The following is a 19,500-nucleotide window of genomic DNA, read 5'->3' on the forward strand; positions in this document are numbered from 1 at the left end:
AAGAATTAAAATACAAGATTAAACTTTGGAATATGTATTACAATGATTTAGAACATTGTGCCTTAAACGGTCTAACTCCTAATCAAGCCCTTGGTTTGAGGGTGCAAAATGTATGTGTTTAAAACAATAAGTTGATATAATTATACACAATTTATCTTTTTAAAACCTAGTAAATTACCCTTATTGTGCTATACTATATATAATAGTATAATATATAAATAATAATAAAAATAAAAAAATAAAGAGGTTTGACCTCTAAATTGTAATGTTAGCCTTAAAGATTAAAAATAAAAGCTCTCAATATATTCTGCTCGGAGTCATACTTTTATTTTTATGTTTGGGGCTATTTTTTATTTTTCCTAATTTAACTCAAGCTAAACTAGTAGATAGTGTAATTAAAGTTTTAGGTTGGATAAGCTATCCATTTCTGTGGTTAATTGGTAAATTAGTGGTTTTAATTATGGGTTTGGTTATTCAGGTGGCGCAATATAATGATTTTATTAATTCGCCGGCAGTGACAAAGGGTTGGATGATTGTGCGTGATATTTGCAATATGTTTTTTATTTTATTATTACTATTAATTGCTTTTAGTACTGTTTTAGGTATAAAAAAATATAATTATAAAAACATGTTGGGTCGAGTAGTTTTGGCAGCAATTATGATTAATTTTAGTAAATTAATTTGTGGTTTGTTTATTGATTTCGCCCAAGTTATCATGTTGACTTTTGTAAATGCTTTTAAGGGTGCGGCAGCTGGTAATTTAACTCAGGCAATTGGTTTAGCAGATATGTTGAGCTTTAATCCGGCTAATCAGCAAAACGATTTAGAGGGTATTTCTTTGTTTGGTTCGTTGATTTTAGCTCAAATTATGTTATCGATTACTTTGTGTGTGGTGGTTGTAATGTTGTTAGTTTTAGTTTTTAGAATTGTTATGATTTGGATTTTTGTAGTTTTGTCTCCGATGGCATTTTTAATGAGTGCGTTTCCATCAGCTAAGGAAGGAGTCGGAACTATTAAATGGGTAACGCAATGGTGGTCCGAATTTTCTAAATATGTCATGGTTGGCCCGATTTTAGCTTTTTTTCTCTGGCTATCTTTAACGATTATGGCCACACACAGTAACACCCCCGGTGGTATGGGTGCTAGTTTTCAGGCTGGCACTAAGCCTCAAAATCAAGGTTATGCCTCCCCCACCAATCAGGGTCAAGGAAATTTAAATGCAGCCATAACAGAGATAGGCTCTTCAGAAAAAATGTTGAGTTTTATTATTTCAATTGCCATGTTGGTTGGTGGTTTAATGGCGACTCAACAGATGGGTGGAGTCTTGGGCAATGTTGCAACTAAGACCCCAGACTTAATGAAAAAAGGCGGGAAGAGTTTGGCAGTTTGGGGAGGCAAAAGAGCAGATATGACACAAATGAAGGTACAGAAGTGGGCTGGTCAAAAAATTCAATCATCAGATAAATTACAAAGATTTCAAGGTTTGCAAAAAATAGCTGGTAAATTAGAAAAACCAACAACATTAAGGCCGTCTATTCATTTAGAAAACGCAAAGAGATTTTTAGAAGAAAAAGAAAAAATGAATTATGGTCAAGTTAGGGCTGATAATTTAGATAAAATGTTTAAAATTGCCGGAGGACAAAAAACTAATTATGGCGATAGAGAATTTGTAAAACAAGTCATTGAAAAAGCTAGAGAACTTGATGGCATGGATTCAAGCCAAATACAAAACATAGCGGAAACAAGTAAAAACCCAATACAAAGAATGGGTGGAACTTTGGCCTTACATATGACTGGCCAGGAAGGTGGACTGATAACGTCAGCGGGCTATAGAACAGACAGGGAAGGTAGACAAAAATATATTCAAGATAAAATTATTCCAGAACTTGGTTTAGCTAGGGGTGGTATGTTTGCAGCGATGGCCGCTGAACATAGTAGAAAAAATGGTATAACTCCCGGATCTGGTTTGTTTGTTTATGATGAAAACGAGGGTCGTCATAGAGCAACAACAGAAGAAGAACAAAAAAAATACATTCAGGGAGCTTTTGGCCCCAAATCCCCCGAGAAGCACATGGTTGAAACAGATGCTTTGTCTTTAGTAACACTAACCCAGAGAGTTAAAGATAGTCAAGGCAATAATATTGAAACTGATTATAGCTTTACGGATGCGAACGGTAAAAAGGTTTCAAAGCAAATGGACGTGGCCGATGGAATAGAGGAAAACGGCATTAAATCAACAGTTTGGTCTATGGATTTTGATATTTTTAAGAAAATTTTTGAAAAAATGCAGACTAAAGACAAGGCGGAATTGATGAACAATTTAGATAATGATTCACTTAAACAACTTGATCCCCAAAAATGGGCTTATATAGTTAATAAAGGATTAGAAATGGATGAAAAGACTTTTGATGGTATAATTAGAAACAATGCCACGAGAGAATGGAATAAGATTGAAAATGACCCATATGGTCATTTAAATGGAGAATCTTACGAGAAACTTAAAAATAGTCATCAGGACTGGAGCTCTGAAAAAATCTTGGGACATATTATGAAAAACCATAAAGATGATGCTGGCTATTTAAAACAACGTGATCTTAAAAATTTTGAAGACGAAGCTAATAAGATTTTATCTTCAGTTCCAACGCCTCCAATTTCAACGCCTACAACCCAGACACCCGTCAACCAATCATCTCAAGCGCCTCATAGTGGGAACGTAAATTCGGGCATAGATAGCTATGAGGAACATGATAGAAAAGTTAAAAGGGCATCGGGACTAGGAGGCAAATTAGACGAAGAAGGTCAGCTTTATAAAAATTTATTAGCTTATAGTGGCGGTTATAAGGGTAGTGTTAATAAAAAAGACAGTTTAGTTCAGAGGATTATTGACATGTGGAGCAATATGGACGGCAAGGATTATTCCAATGATCCTCAAAAGATAAATGACGCAGAAAAGAAAGCTGACGAGTTAATTATAAATTTACAAGAGAAGCAACATCAATCCTTTGATACTAAGGCTGGAGAGGAAATTGTTGTTAATAATATTACCAACAATATTGGTGCAACAGCTAATCAAAATCCAATTGATTTGTCTGGTCTTCAAGCCCAGTTTAGTAGTTTGGAGGCTAGTTTGAGTTATTTAGCTAGTAAAATGGGTGCTACTCAGTCAGCTAAAAAATATGAAAAAGAATTTAAATCTATGGCTGAGGCTGTGAAATTTTTACAGCTTGGTGATAAAGACGGTATTAATCAAGCTTTTAATACTAATTATGAGAAGAAACCCACCGAAACAGAGATAAAAGAATTGATGGAAATTTTTAAAAAGCGTTTAAGATTAACTCTGGGTGGAGTTGATGCTAGTAAAAAATAATATTAAATTAATTATGGAATTAGATAAAATTCAAACAGTCAATTTAAGAGATCAAAAATTTCTAGAAGAATTAACTCAGCAAGTTGATGATTATGTTCGTTGGGATAAAACCTTTTTAGCTTGGAAATTATTTTTAAAAATTAAAGAAATATTCGAAAAAGATAGTGGTGGAGTGAACAATAAGTTAATAAATAAATATATTTATTTATTGCGCCGATTGAAATTTTTAGCTCTACCTTTATTATCAGATGAAGAGACTATTAATTTATTTGAGAAAGACCTAGCTTTCGCTTGGCAGCTAGATAGTTTTACGGATGAAGAATCTTATGATTTTAATCAAAAATTAAAATATAAACTTACTAGTGTTTTATTGTGGGAACGAGATGAATTCAAAATCAGACTAATAAATGCTATGAAAAATAATCAGCAGAGAATATCTTCAGAATCTATTGAGTTGGGATCTGGACATCAAGTCGCGCCAACTATGGCTAACTGGTTGAAAGATTATATAGATAGAATTGGCATAGATACAGACACATTAAAACAAACTAATTATTTAATTAACAGTTTAAATACTAAAAAATTAACAGATGATGAACGGAGCATTTTACGTCAAGTAATTCACTTATATGAAAAATTAAAAATTTCTTCAGCGACACCAGAAGGAATTGAGGAAGATTTAGTTTATATAGATAAAAATGGACAGATGAAAATTTTGCATAATGGACAGTTTATAAATTTTCAAGATTTAAATAAAAAATAAATTAAAAACAAAAAAATGGATTTAAATTATTTAAACAAATTTAACAGATTAGACGACAAGATCAGAAAAAAAATAGGTTCACAGCAGGCGACTAGCAAGATGGATGAGTTGTCAAAAAAATTTAATATTGGAACTTTGTATGAAACAGTTATGAAGGTGGCTATTCAAGATATTAAAATAAACGATTTAACTGGTTATTTGATGGCAGAGTTTAATTTAAATAATACTCAAGCCAATGAATTAAAACAAACACTTATTGATCAAATTTTTCAACCAGTTTTAAAATATTTAAAGCCAAATCAAGATGCATCTTCTGATTTACCAATTCAAAATCCAGTTAAAATTGAATCATTCGATTTAGATGAAGACGAGCTAGATATTCAACAAGTAACTGAAAATATACTACCGGCAGTAAAGATAGTTCCTAATAATTTAGATAAGATTGCGTTAGAAATAAGTGTTAAGTCAGGTTTAAATTTAACTGATGAAGTATTTAAAAATAGATTTATATCAATCATTGTTAGTCGATTGAAAGAGGTGCGTGATGATCGTCAGATTTTAGATAAAATGATGCGTGATCGTAAGGTTGGCGGTTTAAATTTAAATGAGCAAGAAGCTCGCCGAGTTTTAGAATTAATTCAGCAAGAGATAAAAAATCGTCAGTCAGAAATTGAACAGGCTAAAAAGGAAGAGCCGACTTTATCTACAATTACATCGCAAGAAGAACAATTAGTTAAGAGGGCGACGGTTGGATTTCAGCCTAAAGCACAGGAACAGTCTCAATTAAGCCCTAGAGCTCAATTTACAGATAAGGAATTAAATAAAAAGAATAAGATGGCGTTCGAATTGCCATCTGAAATAAAAAAGCAAATGGTGACTCAACCAGTTTTATCCGCTAGACCAGTGGTTTCTGAAATTAAACCTACTACGCCGACAGTAAAACGTCCCAGCCTTGAATCAATTCGTTTAGTTAAATCCAAAATAGAAAAACAGTCGATGCCGATTGTTTCTCAGTCAAATAAATTTGAAGTTGTTGGACCAATTGACGAATTGCAAAAAATAGATTTAAACACCTTTAGATCGTTAACTAATACAGCAGAGCAGTCGGCCCAAAAAATAAAAGAAAAAATAAAAATTTTAGGTCAAGACTCTTTAGAGCAAGAAGCGCGAGCTATCGAAGCTTGGTATAAAAGTGATATAATAAAGATGTATCTAAGTCTTGGGCAGGAAAGCATTAAACAAAAAAAACCAATCGAAACAATTTTAGCAGAAAAGTCTGGAGAACAAAATTTAACTTTGGAAGAATTTAAAGTTATTAATAATTTAAATAACGAATTAGAATTTTAGATTTTTTGATTTAAATTTTTTAAAACTAATTATGAGCCAATTTATAATTCCACAATTTTTAGATGTTGAACCGCGGGTAATCGGACCAATTACCGTCCGTCAATTTTTATTACTATTGGTTGGCGGTGGTTTGTGTTTTTTAGTTTGGAAAACAGCCGATTTTAGCTTAGCTATTACAGAAACAATTTTAATTTTAGGTGTTTTTGGAGCTTTTGCTTTTATTAAAATTAATAATCGTCCCTTTCACTATTTTATTATTGATTTAATTAATTTTTATAAAAAACCACGTTTGAGACTTTGGCATAAAAATTATTCCTTAAAATACGTTAAACCACCTAAGGAAAAAGAAATTCAAGATAAAATGATTTATATGCCTAAAGTTTTATCTCCTCGCAAATTATCAGAATTATCTTTAGTAGTTGATACGGGCGGGGTTTATAAAGACGATAACGAAATTAAATAATTTTTATTATGGCTAAACAAGACAACTCAAATTCAACTCAAGACACTTTGGAGAAAAAAGAAAAAAAAGCGCCGTCAACGCAAAAATATTTAGATATTAACGAGATTAGGGATGATTGTGTAATTTTAAAAGATGGATCGCTCAGAACAGTAATTTTAGTGTCTTCAATTAATTTTGCTTTAAAATCAGAAGATGAACAAGAGGCAATTATTCAAAGTTATGTATCTTTTTTGAATGTTTTAAATGATTTTCCCTTACAAATAGTTATTCAATCACGACCATTGAGTATAGATGCTTACATTGCTCAAATTGAGGACATTCAGCGTAAGCAAGAAAATGAATTAATGAAAATGCAGACCACGGATTATTTAGAATTTATTAAAGAGTTGGTTAAAATGGGAGAAATTATGAGTAAAAAATTTTTTGTGATAGTGCCATATAATCCAACCGGCGACACAAAGATGAACTTTTTTTCTAGATTATATAATGCTATATCGCCAGTCAATTCCGTCAGATTAGATAGAAAACGTTTTGATAAATATAGGGCTAAATTATTTAAACGGGTTGATTTTGTTCAGGGGGGTTTACAGAGCATGGGTTTAAAATCAACAATTTTAGACACCCAAAGTTTAATCGAGTTATTTTATAATATCTATAATCCTACCACTTCACCTCAACAACCGATAGCTAAAAATAATAAATTAAATTTTGAAGAAGAATAATTTTATGTTTAAAAATCAAGTAGAAAAACAACCAGATTTACAAACTCAAGAGCTAATTGAGGCCGAAAAGGTTTATCGTCGTGGCGTGATTTCAATTCGTGATTTTATAGCGCCAGCCTCAATTAATGTTACTCCTCGTTATTTAGAGTTGGGCAATAAATATGTTCAAACTCATTTTGTAATTTCTTATCCACGTTATGTGAGTATTGGTTGGTTTATGCCAATCATTAACATGAGTGCACCTTTAGATATTGGGTTGTATTTTTATCCAATCGAATCGAGTGTTATTTTAAAAAAATTAAAAGTAAGGGTGGGAAATTTACAGGCCGAATTAGCTGAGTCAGCTGAAAAAGGGGCTCCGCGTGATCCTATGCGTGAAACAGCTTTACGTGATACAGAGGATTTGCGTGATAGTCTAACTCAGGGCACAGAGCGTTTTTTTCAATTTGCTTTATATGTGACTTGTTATGCTGACTCAATTAAGGAATTAAATTTATTATCAGAAAAAATAGAATCATTTTTAGGTTCAAAATTGGTCTATACCAAACGGGCGCTTTTTCAAACCGAAGAAGGTTTTAATTCAACCTTGCCATTAGCCAGTGATCAGTTGCAAATTACATCTAACATCTCCTCTTCGCCCTGTGCAGCAACCTATCCTTTTGTTTCGGCTGATGTAACTTCAGATAATGGTATTTTATATGGTATTAATCGCCATAATAATAGTTTAATCTTATTTGATCGTTTCAGTTTAGAAAATGCCAATATGTGTGTTTTTGCCACTTCGGGTGCAGGCAAGAGTTATACGGTTAAACTAGAAGTTTTGCGGAGCATGATGTTTGGTACGGATATGATTATTATTGACCCAGAAAAAGAATATAAACATTTATCAGATGCGGTGGGTGGAACTTATGTTGATATTTCTCTGTCAGCTCAAAGCAAATTAAATCCCTTTGATTTACCTCGACCAATTGAGGGCGGAGCTTCTACGGCTGATATTATTCGTTCAGCTGTTATTACTCTAAAGGGTTTGATTCGTTTAATGGTGGGTAATTTAAACCCAGAAGAAGATTCGATTGTTGATCGAGCCTTAATTGAAACTTATGCCAAAAAAGATATTACAGCGGCCACTGATTTAACTCAACAAATAGATATGCCCATCATGAGTGATTTTCAAGAAATTTTAGAAGGCATGACTGGGGCTGAAAATTTAGTGGCTAGAATAAAAAAATATACTGAGGGCACTTTTGCTGGTTTGATTAATAATCCAACAAACATAGAAACTGATAACCAATTGGTAGTTTTTAGTGTTAGAGATTTGGAAGATGAATTAAGACCAATTGCTATTTACACAATTATTAATTATATTTGGAACGTGGTCAGATCAAAAATGAAAAAACGTTTATTAATTGTAGATGAAGCTTGGTGGTTGATGCAACACGAAGATTCAGCTAAATTTATTTTTGCTTTAGTTAAGCGTTGTCGTAAATATTATTTAGGTGTGACAACCATTACTCAAGATGTAAATGATTTTTTAAGTTCATCTTATGGACATGCTATTTTAAACAATTCGGCTTTACGTTTATTAATGAAACAAAGCGTAACGGCTGTAGATAAAATTGTTGAAACTTTTAAATTGACCCAAGGCGAAAAATATATGTTATTAGATTGTGGCGTGGGTGAGGGTATTTTTTTCGCTGGGCAACGACATGCGGCCATTAAGGTGATTGCTTCTTATACCGAAGATCAATTAATTACTACCGATCCACAGCAGTTATTAGACATTGAAGATGCTAAAAAAGAGTTTGAAGAGGAAAATCCGTCAGAATAATTTTAAATTTTAAAACTTAAAATATATGTCAAAAATATTCAAAATTATTATTATAATTGTTTTAATTTTAACCCTTATAGTCGTAGGTTATTATTTTTTATTTTTAAAAGATAAAAGCGAAATTCAAGATGAAAATGGTAATCAAATTTCAGATCAGCAACCTTATTTACCGTCTGACCAAAATAATAATGGTCAAAATAATCAACTCAATTTAACTCCACAGTCACAGCCTAAAGTAGTAAGCGAAGAAACAAAAATTAAGAATTTTAGTCGGTCATTTAGTGAGCGTTTTGGCACTTATTCCAATCAAGGTGATTATGGCAATTTAGAAGATTTAATGCCTTTAATGAGTGATCAAATGCAAACTTGGGCAGAAAATTATATTATACAGCAAAGAGCTAAAAATTTAGATACTAGCGTTTATAGTGGTATAACTACCAAGGCTTTAACTGCCCAAATTTTATCTCAAAGTGAAATTAGTGCGCAGGTTAAAGTCTCAACTCAACGGATAGAAAAAAATATAACCGACGAACAAAAAATTTATTATCAGGATTTAATTTTGGATTTAGTTAAATTAAATAATACTTGGTTAGTTGATTCGGCTGAATGGCAAGCAGTTGAATAATTATTTTAAAATATGGCTCAAGATTTTTTAGACAATTTATCCCAAGATGATAAAAAAAAACTTATTGACACTATTGTCGATAAAGTTAAAGAGACTAAGCAGGATTCAACTAAAAGACAGTTAGCTAAAGTTAAAAAACGGGATTTAAATAAAAAATCAACTGGTAAAAAAAACCAAGGTCTAACAACTTCTGGAAAAGAAAATAATCAAAATGAAGCGCCAGCTACAAGGGTGGGTTCAAGTAAAAATAATTTAGATAATAAAAAAGATCAAAAAGGTGATAATTCAGCGCTAGCCGGACAAACTCAAAATGAAGATTTTAAAAATGATAATTTTAAAAATCAAGATCAGCACACTAACCAAACCAATGGCGATGCGGAATCGGGCATAGATCAAACCGCAAAATCTGATGCGGAAGATAAAATCAATTTAAAACCAGAAGAAATAAAAAAGGGAGTAGAAAATAGAAACGCGGACAAAGATAAGGAGGATAACAAAGATCAGGGTCAAGGAATAAATCAACCGACCGAACAACAAAAAGAAGTTAAACCTCAAGATTCAAGACAAACAGCAGACCCAAATTTAAAACAGAGTGTTGATAAAGTTGCACCTGAACAAGAACAAGAAAAAAAACGGCAATTTACGAAACAACAAACTGCTGATAAACAAAATAAAGCCAATGAAGTTAGTCAAATTGGAAAAGAGGGGGCTGGTTTGCCGAAAGGTGAAAATTTTAAAGGTATGAGCGCGCGTGACATTATGAAACAGTATAGTGACATTCGTAAACAAGCTGATGCAAAGGGTGCTTCAGAGGTTAGTAGTACTATTAAGGACGTGGTTTATAAAGGATCTCAAGAAGCAACCAAACAATTATTAAAAGCAGCTTGGGAGAATGTACCGGATTCTGTTGGGTTAACTCTTATATATGTAGAATTGCATTTTTTTTGTCGATATATATTTTCTTTAGCTCTCCCTGGCTTAAAAGATATTTTTTGCCCCATGGGGCAAGAATGGTTGCCGACATTAGATAAAGCAGAAGAGTTAGGTCAAATAGGTGAAGTCGCTAAAAAATTTGATATAGGTAGTAAAGCTATAGAGTGGTTAGAAATTGGTGTTATTGTACTTGCCAATTTAATTGTTATATTTGCACTATACATGATTTTAGGAATGATTTATATTATAGTCGATGCCATTGAGAATCCTTGGGAAAATAGAGAATTACTTTGGGAGGGTGCGAAAGCTTTATGGGATGAATTTTGGCATTAAAATTAATTTATGAAAAAGAGTTTTTCAAAAATATTTTTGATCATAATTATAGCCATTTTTGTTTTACAGATGTGGGTGGGGATTTTGGGTTTATTATTTTTTTCAAAAACAACCATAATTAATCAGGCTCAAGCTCAAACTACGGTTCCAACTGGTTGCTGTATCTTCGGAGGTGGCAATAGCGGGTGTATAGATGGCTGGACGCAGGCAGCTTGTGAGGGGCAAGGGGGAAATTGGCAAAACGGTAAAATGTGTCAGACTTTTGATGATTGTTTGGCTACAGAACCAATTAAACTAGAAGTCAGTATTCCAGGGGTTGGTAACGAAGTCAAAAATTTACCGCATTATATTAGCGCTGTTTACGAATATGGCGTGTATGCGATAGTAATCTTATCTGTAGTGATGATTATAGTCGGAGGTTTTATGTGGATTTTGGCAGCCGGCAATCAATCTAAAATAGGGACGGCCAAGGAAAGAATAATCGATGCTTTAGTTGGGTTACTTTTAGCTTTACTTTCTTATACTATTTTAAATATTATTAATCCAGCTCTAGTTGATTTAGAGATGCCGGGGGTTGTTAAAGTAAAACCGATTGCGCAAGGTGTATTAAAAGCTAGTACAATATGTCCAGCAATGGACAAAGTTGTTTGTGGAGATTTTAAATTGTTTAACCCCAATGATCCAGATCCAGCAAAGGCTATGGAAGGTTGTATGGGGGTTTATTGCGAACCATTTACATTTGCAGGTGGTACGCTTAGAAGCTTAGGACAAATAGGGCAATTTTATGGCGATGTGTCTGAAGGTAAAATTTGTTCTGTCATAACTGATGAAAGCGGTAATTATACAGGAGGAGAATGTGTTACTGATTTAGAGGTATTGGTATCGGATTTAGATTATCCGGGAACATTTGATACGATAAAATTTCTAGTAGGAAATTCTTCGGTTACCGAATTATTTGGTGGTGGTTGCGGTTATTTTTATAGGCCATTATTGGTTACGGGGAAGGTTGTTTTAAATAGTGCTTGTCCTCCTAATTCACCCAATCAATGTTACGTTGTTAAATCAAAAGGAGAAACGCCCAGAGAAGAAATAAAAAGTGATGACAGATACTCTTCAGTGGTAAATATGCAATGTAATACACAACTAGCAGAAGTTAGGTTAGAAACGTGTATTGATTACGAGGGTCAAGAAGAGTGTGAAGAACATGAGGCTTGCAATTGGACAGGCGTTGAGTGTGAAGCAGTTCCAAAATGTTCTTTGACACAGGTTGAAGTAGAGGGCTCATTAGATTCATATTTAACTTGTTGTAGAAAAGAGGTAAACTCAGGAGAACCTGAAGAAGATTGTATGGGTTATGATATTCAATCAGAGTGTGAAGCTGATATTTTCTGCGAATGGAAAGGAAATAATAGGCGGGCTGTGGATCCCAAATGTCAACCTAAAAATTATTTTATTTATAGTATAATACCTCCACATACGTCTTGTAGTACGTGTTTTGGATATGAGACGGCAGTTGACAGAGAAGCTTGTGAAAGATCTTTTGGTTATTAAATTTATTAACTTTACCATATGTCTAAAAAAATACTTATTATAATTGGATTTTTTATCCTAGTTGGACTAGTCGGTTTTATGTTATACAATACTTTTTTTAAACCCGAACCCGGGTCAGCTCCGACTTGCGCGCCAGAATGTGACTTTGGTGAAATATGTACAAGCAATAGCGATTGTTTGTCGGGTTATTGTGATGGTAATACAGAAACTTGTCAGCCAGAACCGAGCGGATTTTTACCAAGTATTGGTGATCGGCGGGATAATTTAATCTATACCAATCGCGGATGGTTACCGGAGGATGAAGTTAAGCCTCAAGATTTAGTTTCAAAATCAGAATATGAAACAGAAATTTATGTACCACCTACACCCTCGCGTTTAGCTCAAGGTGGTTTGACTCAAGTTAATTCAGTTAGCGATCAGACAGCTCGAGAAAGTAGTTTAAATAAAAGTGGCGATTTGCGTTATTATAATCCCGACAATCAACAATTTTATAAAATTGATAAAAATGGTCAAGCCAAGAGTTTGTCAGATATGAAGTTTTATAATGTTGAAAATGTGACGTGGTCGCCAAAACAAGATCAAGCTATTATTGAATATCCAGATGGTAGTCAAATTTATTATGATTTTGATAAAAATCAGCAGGTGACATTACCTCAAAATTGGTATGATTTTTCCTTTTCAGACGCTGGTGGTCAAATTGGTTTTTTAACTGAAAGTGATAATTCGGATAAACGGTGGTTAGGTGTGGCCAATCCAGATGGGAGTGGAGCTAAACCTTTAGAGCCGCTAGGTAACAATCAGGATAAAGTTATTGTTGATTTATCACCCAACAATCAAATGGTAGCTTTTTCGCGCACGGGTGATGCCGCTGGACGCTGGCGCCAAGAAGTTTTATTAATTGGTTATGAAGGTGAAAATTTTAGATCACTAATGGTTGAGGGGCGCGGTTTTGAGCCTTTATGGAATAATTCTGGTACGCAGGTTTTATATAGTGCTTATAATAATACTAACAATTACAACCCAAATTTGTACATAGTTGGGGCGCAAGGAGATGAAATTGGTCGTAATCACACTAATTTAAATTTAAACACCTGGGCGCATAAATGTACTTTTTCTGGAGATAATCATGTGGTATATTGCGCTGTTCCTAAAAATTTACCGGAAGGTGCCGGTTTATTTCCTGAAATGGCAGATGATATTGCAGATGATTTTTATAAAATAGATTTAACTACGGGCATGAAGTCAATTATTGCTAATCCAGCCGAATCGGTAAATGTTGAAAATATTATGTTATCAGTTGATGGAAAATATTTATATTTTCAAGATAATTTTAGTGGTAAAATCAAGAGTATACAGTTGAGATAAAATTTTTAATTTAATGAATATTAAAAAGTATATTATTAAAATTAAGACTACTTGTCTTGATTTTTTGTTTCCAATCAAATGTTTGGGTTGTGGTCAAGAAGGAGTTTGGTTGTGTAAACAATGTTTTGATAAAATACATTTAAAAACTAATTTACATTGTCCAGTGTGCAAAAAGCGATCCGAGCAAGCACAACCTTGTGTTACTTGCCAGTCGCAATCATTTTTAGATAGATTGTATATTGCTGGGAGCTATGAAGATGAGTTATTACATAAAGTCATTCATTATTTAAAATATCAATATATTAAAGATTTAGCGCAACCTTTAGCACAGCTATTAATTAATTTTATAAATCAACACCAGACTAATTTTGAACAAGATATAATTTTAATTCCCATCCCTTTACATAAAAAAAGGTATCATCAACGAGAGTTTAATCAATCAGAATTAATTTGTCGACATTTACAGACTGAATTTAAATGGTTAATTAGAACAGATATTTTATTCAGAAAATTACACACGGCCTCACAAATGAAATTAAAAAAACACCAAAGAGAAAAAAATATTCAAGGTGCTTTTGAGTCTAAGTTTAAACCGGAGTTAGAAAATAAAACTTTAATTTTAGTTGATGACGTGGCGACGACTGGATCCACTTTACAGGAAGCAGCTAAAATTTTAAAGCAAACTGGTTTTAAAAATGTTTGGGGTTTGGTTTTGGCTAGAGGTTAATTGCAATGGTAATCGGACAATGATCTGAACCTATGACTTGAGTTAAAATTTCAGCCTTCTTAATTTGGCTGATTATTTTTTTAGAAATAAAAAAGTAATCAATTCGCCAGCCGACATTACGTTGACGGGCGCCAAAACGATAGGTCCAATAAGAATATTTTTGGGTTTGAGGATGAAGGTGACGAAAAGTATCGACAAAATTAGATTTAATTATTTGATTAATAAATTGACGTTCTTCGTCAGTAAAGCCGGCATTAAAATGATTAGAATTGGGATTAGCTAAATCAATTTCTTGATGAGCGACGTTAAAATCACCAGTTAAAATTAAAGGTTTATTATTGAATTTATTTAAAAATTTTAAATATTTTTGATTAAATTTTATTTTAAAATCTAGGCGTTTTAATTCAGCTTGAGCATTAGGAAAATAAGTATTAATTAAATAAAATTTATCAAATTCTAAAACTTGGACCCGGCCTTCTTGATCAAAAATTTTTATACCAGTTGAATTAATAATTTTTAAAGGTTTAATCTTGGTTAGCACGGCTGTGCCAGCATAGCCCTTTTTATCAGCTGAATTAATGTAAAGTTGATAATTTTTAAGCTGTAAAACTTCAGTCGGTAAATCTTTGGCTTGAGTTTTAATTTCCTGTAAACACAAAATATCGGGTTGAGTTTTATTAAACCAGTTTATAAAATTTTTGCGCACGATAGCGCGTAAACCATTAATATTCCAAGAATAAATTGTTAAATTTTGTTGAGTCATGAGTTTATTATAGCAATTAATTAAACAAACTAAAAATCCGTTACTGACGGATTTTTAAAATTGGCGGTGTTTTTTGATTGATGTTCGAACTTTTTTTGACAAAAATCCTGAAAACTAATTTGGACTCGGCGGGGCAAACTATTTTTCTGGGGGAATGGAATTGCCCCGCCTCGGCTTTCTTCCCGCCCGCAGGAGGGGTCTGGGGAGGAATGCGGGCGGGATTTTGAACCTTTCCTTTTTCGCTTCCGAATTTCGTGCCAGTTGAAAACTGGCGCGCCACCTAAATTAAAATTCCAAATCTGTCCAATTACCAAACTCGCCTTTTTTAAATTTAGCACCGCTATCGGTAAAATAAACCCACCTGCCGTTACTTGTTGTTTTGCCTGTGTTAGCTACTAATCCTCCAAACAGATTTTTACCTTTTTTATTTTCTTCCTTAATATATTTTTGCAGTCCATCAGATTTTGGTCCAAAATCAGAAAATTGAGTACCGTGCGGATCAAATAAACCAATTCTTCCGTCTTTAAATTTGACTACAAAGTCAACATAAAATGGCGTTTTGTCCTCATCATACGGCACGGCAAAAAATGTCGCGTCTCTGTCTCCGTTTTTAAACCACCATTCAGCCTTTCCTGAATTATCTAAAAATTCAGCAAAAGATTTTTCCAGTTCGGATAAATATTTTACATAAAAAGGCTTCATCACTGACTTGTCCCTTGCTTCCTCTACATAATCACTGCCAAAAGACAGAACTTCGGGTACGTTCCAATCGTCTAATTTAGCAAGCTCTCCCCCTCTTATTTCGGTTTCATTTTTATACTCAACTTGCGCTTTATCTAAAACACTTAAAAAAAGCTGTGGATTACCATCGCCTAAAACTATCTTTACAATTTCTTCCCACTTTTCTGAATAATCCATTTTCAACTCTTTTTCGAAAAATTTATAAATAGATTCCTTGACTCTATTTACAGACCTATCTTCCGGGTAGAAAAGGCGAAGGCTATTTCTCACAAAATAATCAAATAATTTCTGCAAATCAGCATCGCTCACTGTGATTGATTTATCACCTACAATTTTTGAACCGGCTAATTTATCAATATCGCTGGTTTTATAATCAGAAATAATCTTAATATCAACTTTTTTCGCCGTTTTATCTATTTTGCTTTTCAAATTATCCGCTTTTGCTTGAGCTAAAAATATTTCAATAAAGCGCGGAGATAATCTTGTTTTTTCACGATGTCGCTTCGAATAAACTGAAACTAAATTGATCGGCTGGTATTTGTCTATTCTTTTACTGGTTAAAAACGATACATAGCCGGGGGCGACATCTTTATCAATTACCACATTGGTTATGTTTGTATAAATATAACCGTAGTTCAAAATTTCTTCACCATAATATTTACCTCGATCTGGTTCCGGCATTCTCATAATTCTTCCTACTGTTTGAATAGAAAAAATCGGACTATGCCATTCTCTAAACAACGCCATTACTTGCGCTCGCGGACAATCCCAACCTAAAGCAATCGCTTGTTTGAAAAGTAAAACCTCTACTTCGCTGTCATTTTTTTCTACATCTTCTTTGTTTATATGCTCGCCCGAAAGCCAAATAGCCAGCTTGTTATTACCTTTTTCGGTAGAAATATTAAAATCATCTTTTAAAATTTTAATTACCTTGTCTTTCAACTCGTCCTCTCTTTGTCCTTTTCTATCGGGCAACTGAATCAAGACTAATGGATTTATATTACTACCTTCTTTATTGTAGCTTTTGATTAGTTCCGCTCTTTTTTTCAAGGCTTCACCTATAACTGTTTTTTCACTATCTTTGTCATACTTTTTTTCGCCCAATTCCGTTTTTATTTTGCCTTCTTTAAAAACATTTACAAAATTTTCATTTAAAACCAGCGACTTTTTTATCATCGCTTCTTTTTTAACATCATCTACCAGAATTTTTACATCATAATCGCCCTCAAGAATCGGGGTTGCCGAAACTTCTATCGTTAAACTTGGGTCAATATCTTTGCGAAGCTGAAGCGCGGCCGACTTTTCTTTTTTGTCCATCTGTCCGGATGAATAATGGACTTCGTCAATAATCAAAACGATTGTTCTGCCTTCTTCTCGTGTTCTTTCCAAAACCTTTGAAAGATAAAATTCCTGTTCGTTTTCTTTAACAATAGTGTTAGTTCCTTTTTTATTTACGCTAGACCAATTGAAAAACAGGATTTCATTTTCATCAATTTTTCTATCGTTCAGATCTTCGAAATACGAACATTCTAAAGTTCGGCTTTTTTCGTAATAATTATCCAATTTTTCCTTGCTCTGAATATGCAGTTTTTTCGGCGCAGCCCAAATGAAACTAAGTGGCTGTTTGATTTCTTTGTCATCAACCAATTGCTTTAAAAACTCAGCCATCATTATTGTTTTACCAGAACCAGTCGGGGCTTTAAAAACCAATTTTTTACCGCCGTCCGCACTTAAAAGCTTTTTAGCTTTATCCAATAAATCGGCTATGGCGTCTTCTTGATATATTTTTAGTTGCATATTTTTATTCTTTTATTTATAAATTCTTCGGTAAACTTTCAAAATCGCTTCGGGAATTGGTGATAATTTTACCTTTTGTTTAACATCTTCAAACTCATCTTCAAATGAATCATCACCAAGCGAGAAAATATAAACGCTAATTTTACCTTTTATATCTTTAATCGCTTTTTTAAAATCTTCAATCACTAATTGGTCAAAAATTATACCGCTATAATGTTCAGAATTTTTGAAAATCTTAAACCCAACCCTATTCTCGATTTCCTCAAAAGTTCCCTCCTTAACGCAAAGCATTTCTATTGCTTCTTCGGTTAGTCTAATTTTATTTTTATCGGTCGCTTCTTTGTAATCGACAAAATCGGTCTTAAAATATTTTAAATTTCCACCAAGCCCATCAATTTTTTCGCCCTTTTTGGCCTTATATCCCTTGATAGCTTTTTGTATGCGTGGATAGCAAATGTCGGAACAGATATTTTCCTCGTTGTTTGTACACAAAATAAACACTCTTTTGCCGTTATCAATTTTATTGAGATTCAAAATTGCATGCCCAGTCGAACCAGAGCCAGCAAAAAAATCCAAAACCGTAATGTCTTTTTGATAATTATTTTCATAGTGATCAAAAAGTAAAGAAGTAAGGTATTCAACCAAAGTTCTCGGCTTTGGATATTCAAAAATATTTTGTTCTCCAATCATATTAAACAATTCATTGCTCGCTTCTTCGTTTACGCCAACCTTTTGTCCAAATCTCGACTTTGCAACAAATTCATTATTTCCATTTGTAAAAATAATTTGTTTTGGCGATTCGTTTGATGTTTTACCACTTCCGTAAATAGCACGAATAGCAAAATTCTCGCTTTTTACCCAAAATGTTGTTCCTTTCTCTAATTCTTTTTCGACATTCTTCTGTGACCACCTAGATTTGAATCGTAAAACTAAAGCATTTTTATTTTTTCCATTTTTAACAACAACTTTTTGTAAAAGTTTGTACTTTTCATCAGTAGTTCGTGTGTATTCTCCATCTGGTATATTAAATATAACTTTCCTTGCTGGAATAGTAAGTGTATTTACTGGATTTGAAGCGTTGTATAATGGCGCGTCTTCATGCTCTTCCTTAATGCTCTCAACCAACAACTCTTTAAGCCCTGCGTTATTTAACTGCTTTGCATAGCAGAGAACATAATCAGCATTTGAATAAGAATTTACTTTTTGCCGGCCAAAATGCTGTGTTTTTTCCCAGATAAAGTTTGTTATATAATTTTTTTCTCCGAACACTTCATTACATAGTAATTTTAATTGAGCAACCTCATCTTCGCCAATTGAAATAAATATCACGCCGTCTTTTGAAAGAAGTGATTTGGCAAGGCATAATCTTTTCGATATAAAAGCAAGCCATTTTGAATGCCGGAAGGAATCTTCTTTGTCGACAAAACTGTCATTATATTTAAAATCTTTATTTCCTGTGTTATACGGCGGATCAATGTAAATAACATCAATTTTACCTTTATGGGTGTAGTTCAAAACAGAAAGGGAATGATAATTATCACCTTCAATCAGTAAATTTACTGGCTTGTCTTTATCTGTGGTTATTTCCTTACTTTTGACTTCTTTTAGTACCGGCAATTTTTCTTTGCACATTTCAACAACATCTTCCGGTTTGTCTTCCCAAACTAAACCGTATTTCTTTTTCTTCTTTAATTCCTTTTTTAGGCGGTCAATCTCGGCAAGGAGTTTTTCTTTTGTTTGATTATTTTCCATAATATTTTTTAAATCAATTTCTTTTCTTTAAAACTAAATGAATTTAAATTTGAAATAATAACATGATCAACGACTTCAATCCCTAGTATTCTACCGGCTTCTATCATTCTTTTTGTTAAATCTAAATCATCTTCTGACGGTTCCGAATCCCCGGAAGGGTGATTGTGGGCTAAAATAATTTGAGCAGCAAAAATTCGTGCCGCTGGTTCAAACACTTCGCGCGGATGTACCAAGCTCGCATTCAGCGTACCGATAGAAATAGTCTCTTTATTTAGTAGCTCGTTGCGTGAATTCAGGTATAAAACAACAAAATTTTCTTTTTTATGTTCACGCAAAAAGGAAATTTGAGCAATTATATCTTTTTGGGTTTGGACTATGGGCAAGGTGTTTGAAGAATCAACCTCTAAAACTCTACCCGCAAAT

15 protein-coding genes are annotated in these 19,500 nt (G+C 33.3%); 11 read left to right on the forward strand and 4 right to left on the reverse strand.

Annotation, left to right across the window (positions count from 1 at the left end; all coding sequences use genetic code 11):
• Positions 1-265: 265 nt before the first annotated feature.
• The 11 genes from PHS07_03920 to PHS07_03970 are packed head-to-tail and all read left to right on the forward strand — an operon-like array spanning position 266 to position 14,024.
• Positions 266-3,367: a hypothetical protein gene (locus PHS07_03920; GenBank protein ID MDD4607441.1), complete on the forward strand. Its 3,102-nt coding sequence runs from the start codon at positions 266-268 to the stop codon at positions 3,365-3,367.
• Positions 3,368-3,380: 13 nt separating this feature from the next.
• Positions 3,381-4,130 (forward strand): hypothetical protein, encoded by a 750-nt coding sequence (locus PHS07_03925; GenBank protein MDD4607442.1) that lies wholly within the window; start codon positions 3,381-3,383, stop codon positions 4,128-4,130.
• A 15-nt stretch (positions 4,131-4,145) separates the two neighbouring features.
• Positions 4,146-5,477, forward strand: a complete 1,332-nt coding sequence (locus tag PHS07_03930) for a hypothetical protein (protein MDD4607443.1) — start codon at positions 4,146-4,148, stop codon at positions 5,475-5,477.
• 31 nt (positions 5,478-5,508) lie between these two features.
• Positions 5,509-5,940: a PrgI family protein gene (locus PHS07_03935; GenBank protein ID MDD4607444.1), complete on the forward strand. Its 432-nt coding sequence runs from the start codon at positions 5,509-5,511 to the stop codon at positions 5,938-5,940.
• An 8-nt stretch (positions 5,941-5,948) separates the two neighbouring features.
• Positions 5,949-6,662, forward strand: a complete 714-nt coding sequence (locus PHS07_03940) for a TraC family protein (protein ID MDD4607445.1) — start codon at positions 5,949-5,951, stop codon at positions 6,660-6,662.
• A 4-nt stretch (positions 6,663-6,666) separates the two neighbouring features.
• Positions 6,667-8,490 carry an ATP-binding protein gene (locus PHS07_03945; GenBank protein MDD4607446.1) on the forward strand — a complete coding sequence of 608 codons (1,824 nt, stop codon included), beginning with the start codon at positions 6,667-6,669 and terminating at the stop codon, positions 8,488-8,490.
• 25 nt (positions 8,491-8,515) lie between these two features.
• A complete protein-coding gene (locus PHS07_03950) occupies positions 8,516-9,115 on the forward strand; it encodes a hypothetical protein (protein MDD4607447.1) in 600 nt (199 codons plus the stop codon).
• 12 nt (positions 9,116-9,127) lie between these two features.
• Positions 9,128-10,381, forward strand: coding sequence for a hypothetical protein (locus tag PHS07_03955; GenBank protein MDD4607448.1), 1,254 nt, complete (start codon positions 9,128-9,130; stop codon positions 10,379-10,381).
• A gap of 9 nt (positions 10,382-10,390) precedes the next feature.
• Positions 10,391-11,932 (forward strand): hypothetical protein, encoded by a 1,542-nt coding sequence (locus PHS07_03960; GenBank protein ID MDD4607449.1) that lies wholly within the window; start codon positions 10,391-10,393, stop codon positions 11,930-11,932.
• 18 nt (positions 11,933-11,950) lie between these two features.
• Positions 11,951-13,297: a hypothetical protein gene (locus PHS07_03965; protein ID MDD4607450.1), complete on the forward strand. Its 1,347-nt coding sequence runs from the start codon at positions 11,951-11,953 to the stop codon at positions 13,295-13,297.
• 13 nt (positions 13,298-13,310) lie between these two features.
• Positions 13,311-14,024: a ComF family protein gene (locus PHS07_03970; protein MDD4607451.1), complete on the forward strand. Its 714-nt coding sequence runs from the start codon at positions 13,311-13,313 to the stop codon at positions 14,022-14,024.
• Here PHS07_03970 and PHS07_03975 read toward each other — a convergent pair.
• The 4 genes from PHS07_03975 to PHS07_03990 all read right to left on the reverse strand — a co-directional run.
• Positions 14,014-14,787, reverse strand: coding sequence for an exodeoxyribonuclease III (locus PHS07_03975; protein ID MDD4607452.1), 774 nt, complete (start codon positions 14,785-14,787; stop codon positions 14,014-14,016). The two genes, PHS07_03970 and PHS07_03975, sit on opposite strands and share 11 nt — an antisense overlap.
• A 285-nt stretch (positions 14,788-15,072) precedes the next feature.
• Complete coding sequence (locus tag PHS07_03980; protein MDD4607453.1) at positions 15,073-17,325, reverse strand: DEAD/DEAH box helicase family protein; 2,253 nt, start codon at positions 17,323-17,325, stop codon at positions 15,073-15,075.
• A 12-nt stretch (positions 17,326-17,337) separates the two neighbouring features.
• Positions 17,338-19,077, reverse strand: coding sequence for a site-specific DNA-methyltransferase (locus PHS07_03985; GenBank protein ID MDD4607454.1), 1,740 nt, complete (start codon positions 19,075-19,077; stop codon positions 17,338-17,340).
• A gap of 8 nt (positions 19,078-19,085) precedes the next feature.
• On the reverse strand, positions 19,086-19,500 hold a 415-nt coding region (locus PHS07_03990; protein MDD4607455.1), incomplete at its 5' end, for a JAB domain-containing protein.

Source organism: Patescibacteria group bacterium (assembly GCA_028707495.1).
In the GTDB taxonomy this organism is placed as follows: Bacteria; Patescibacteriota; Patescibacteriia; order UBA2591; family JAQWAS01; genus JAQWAS01.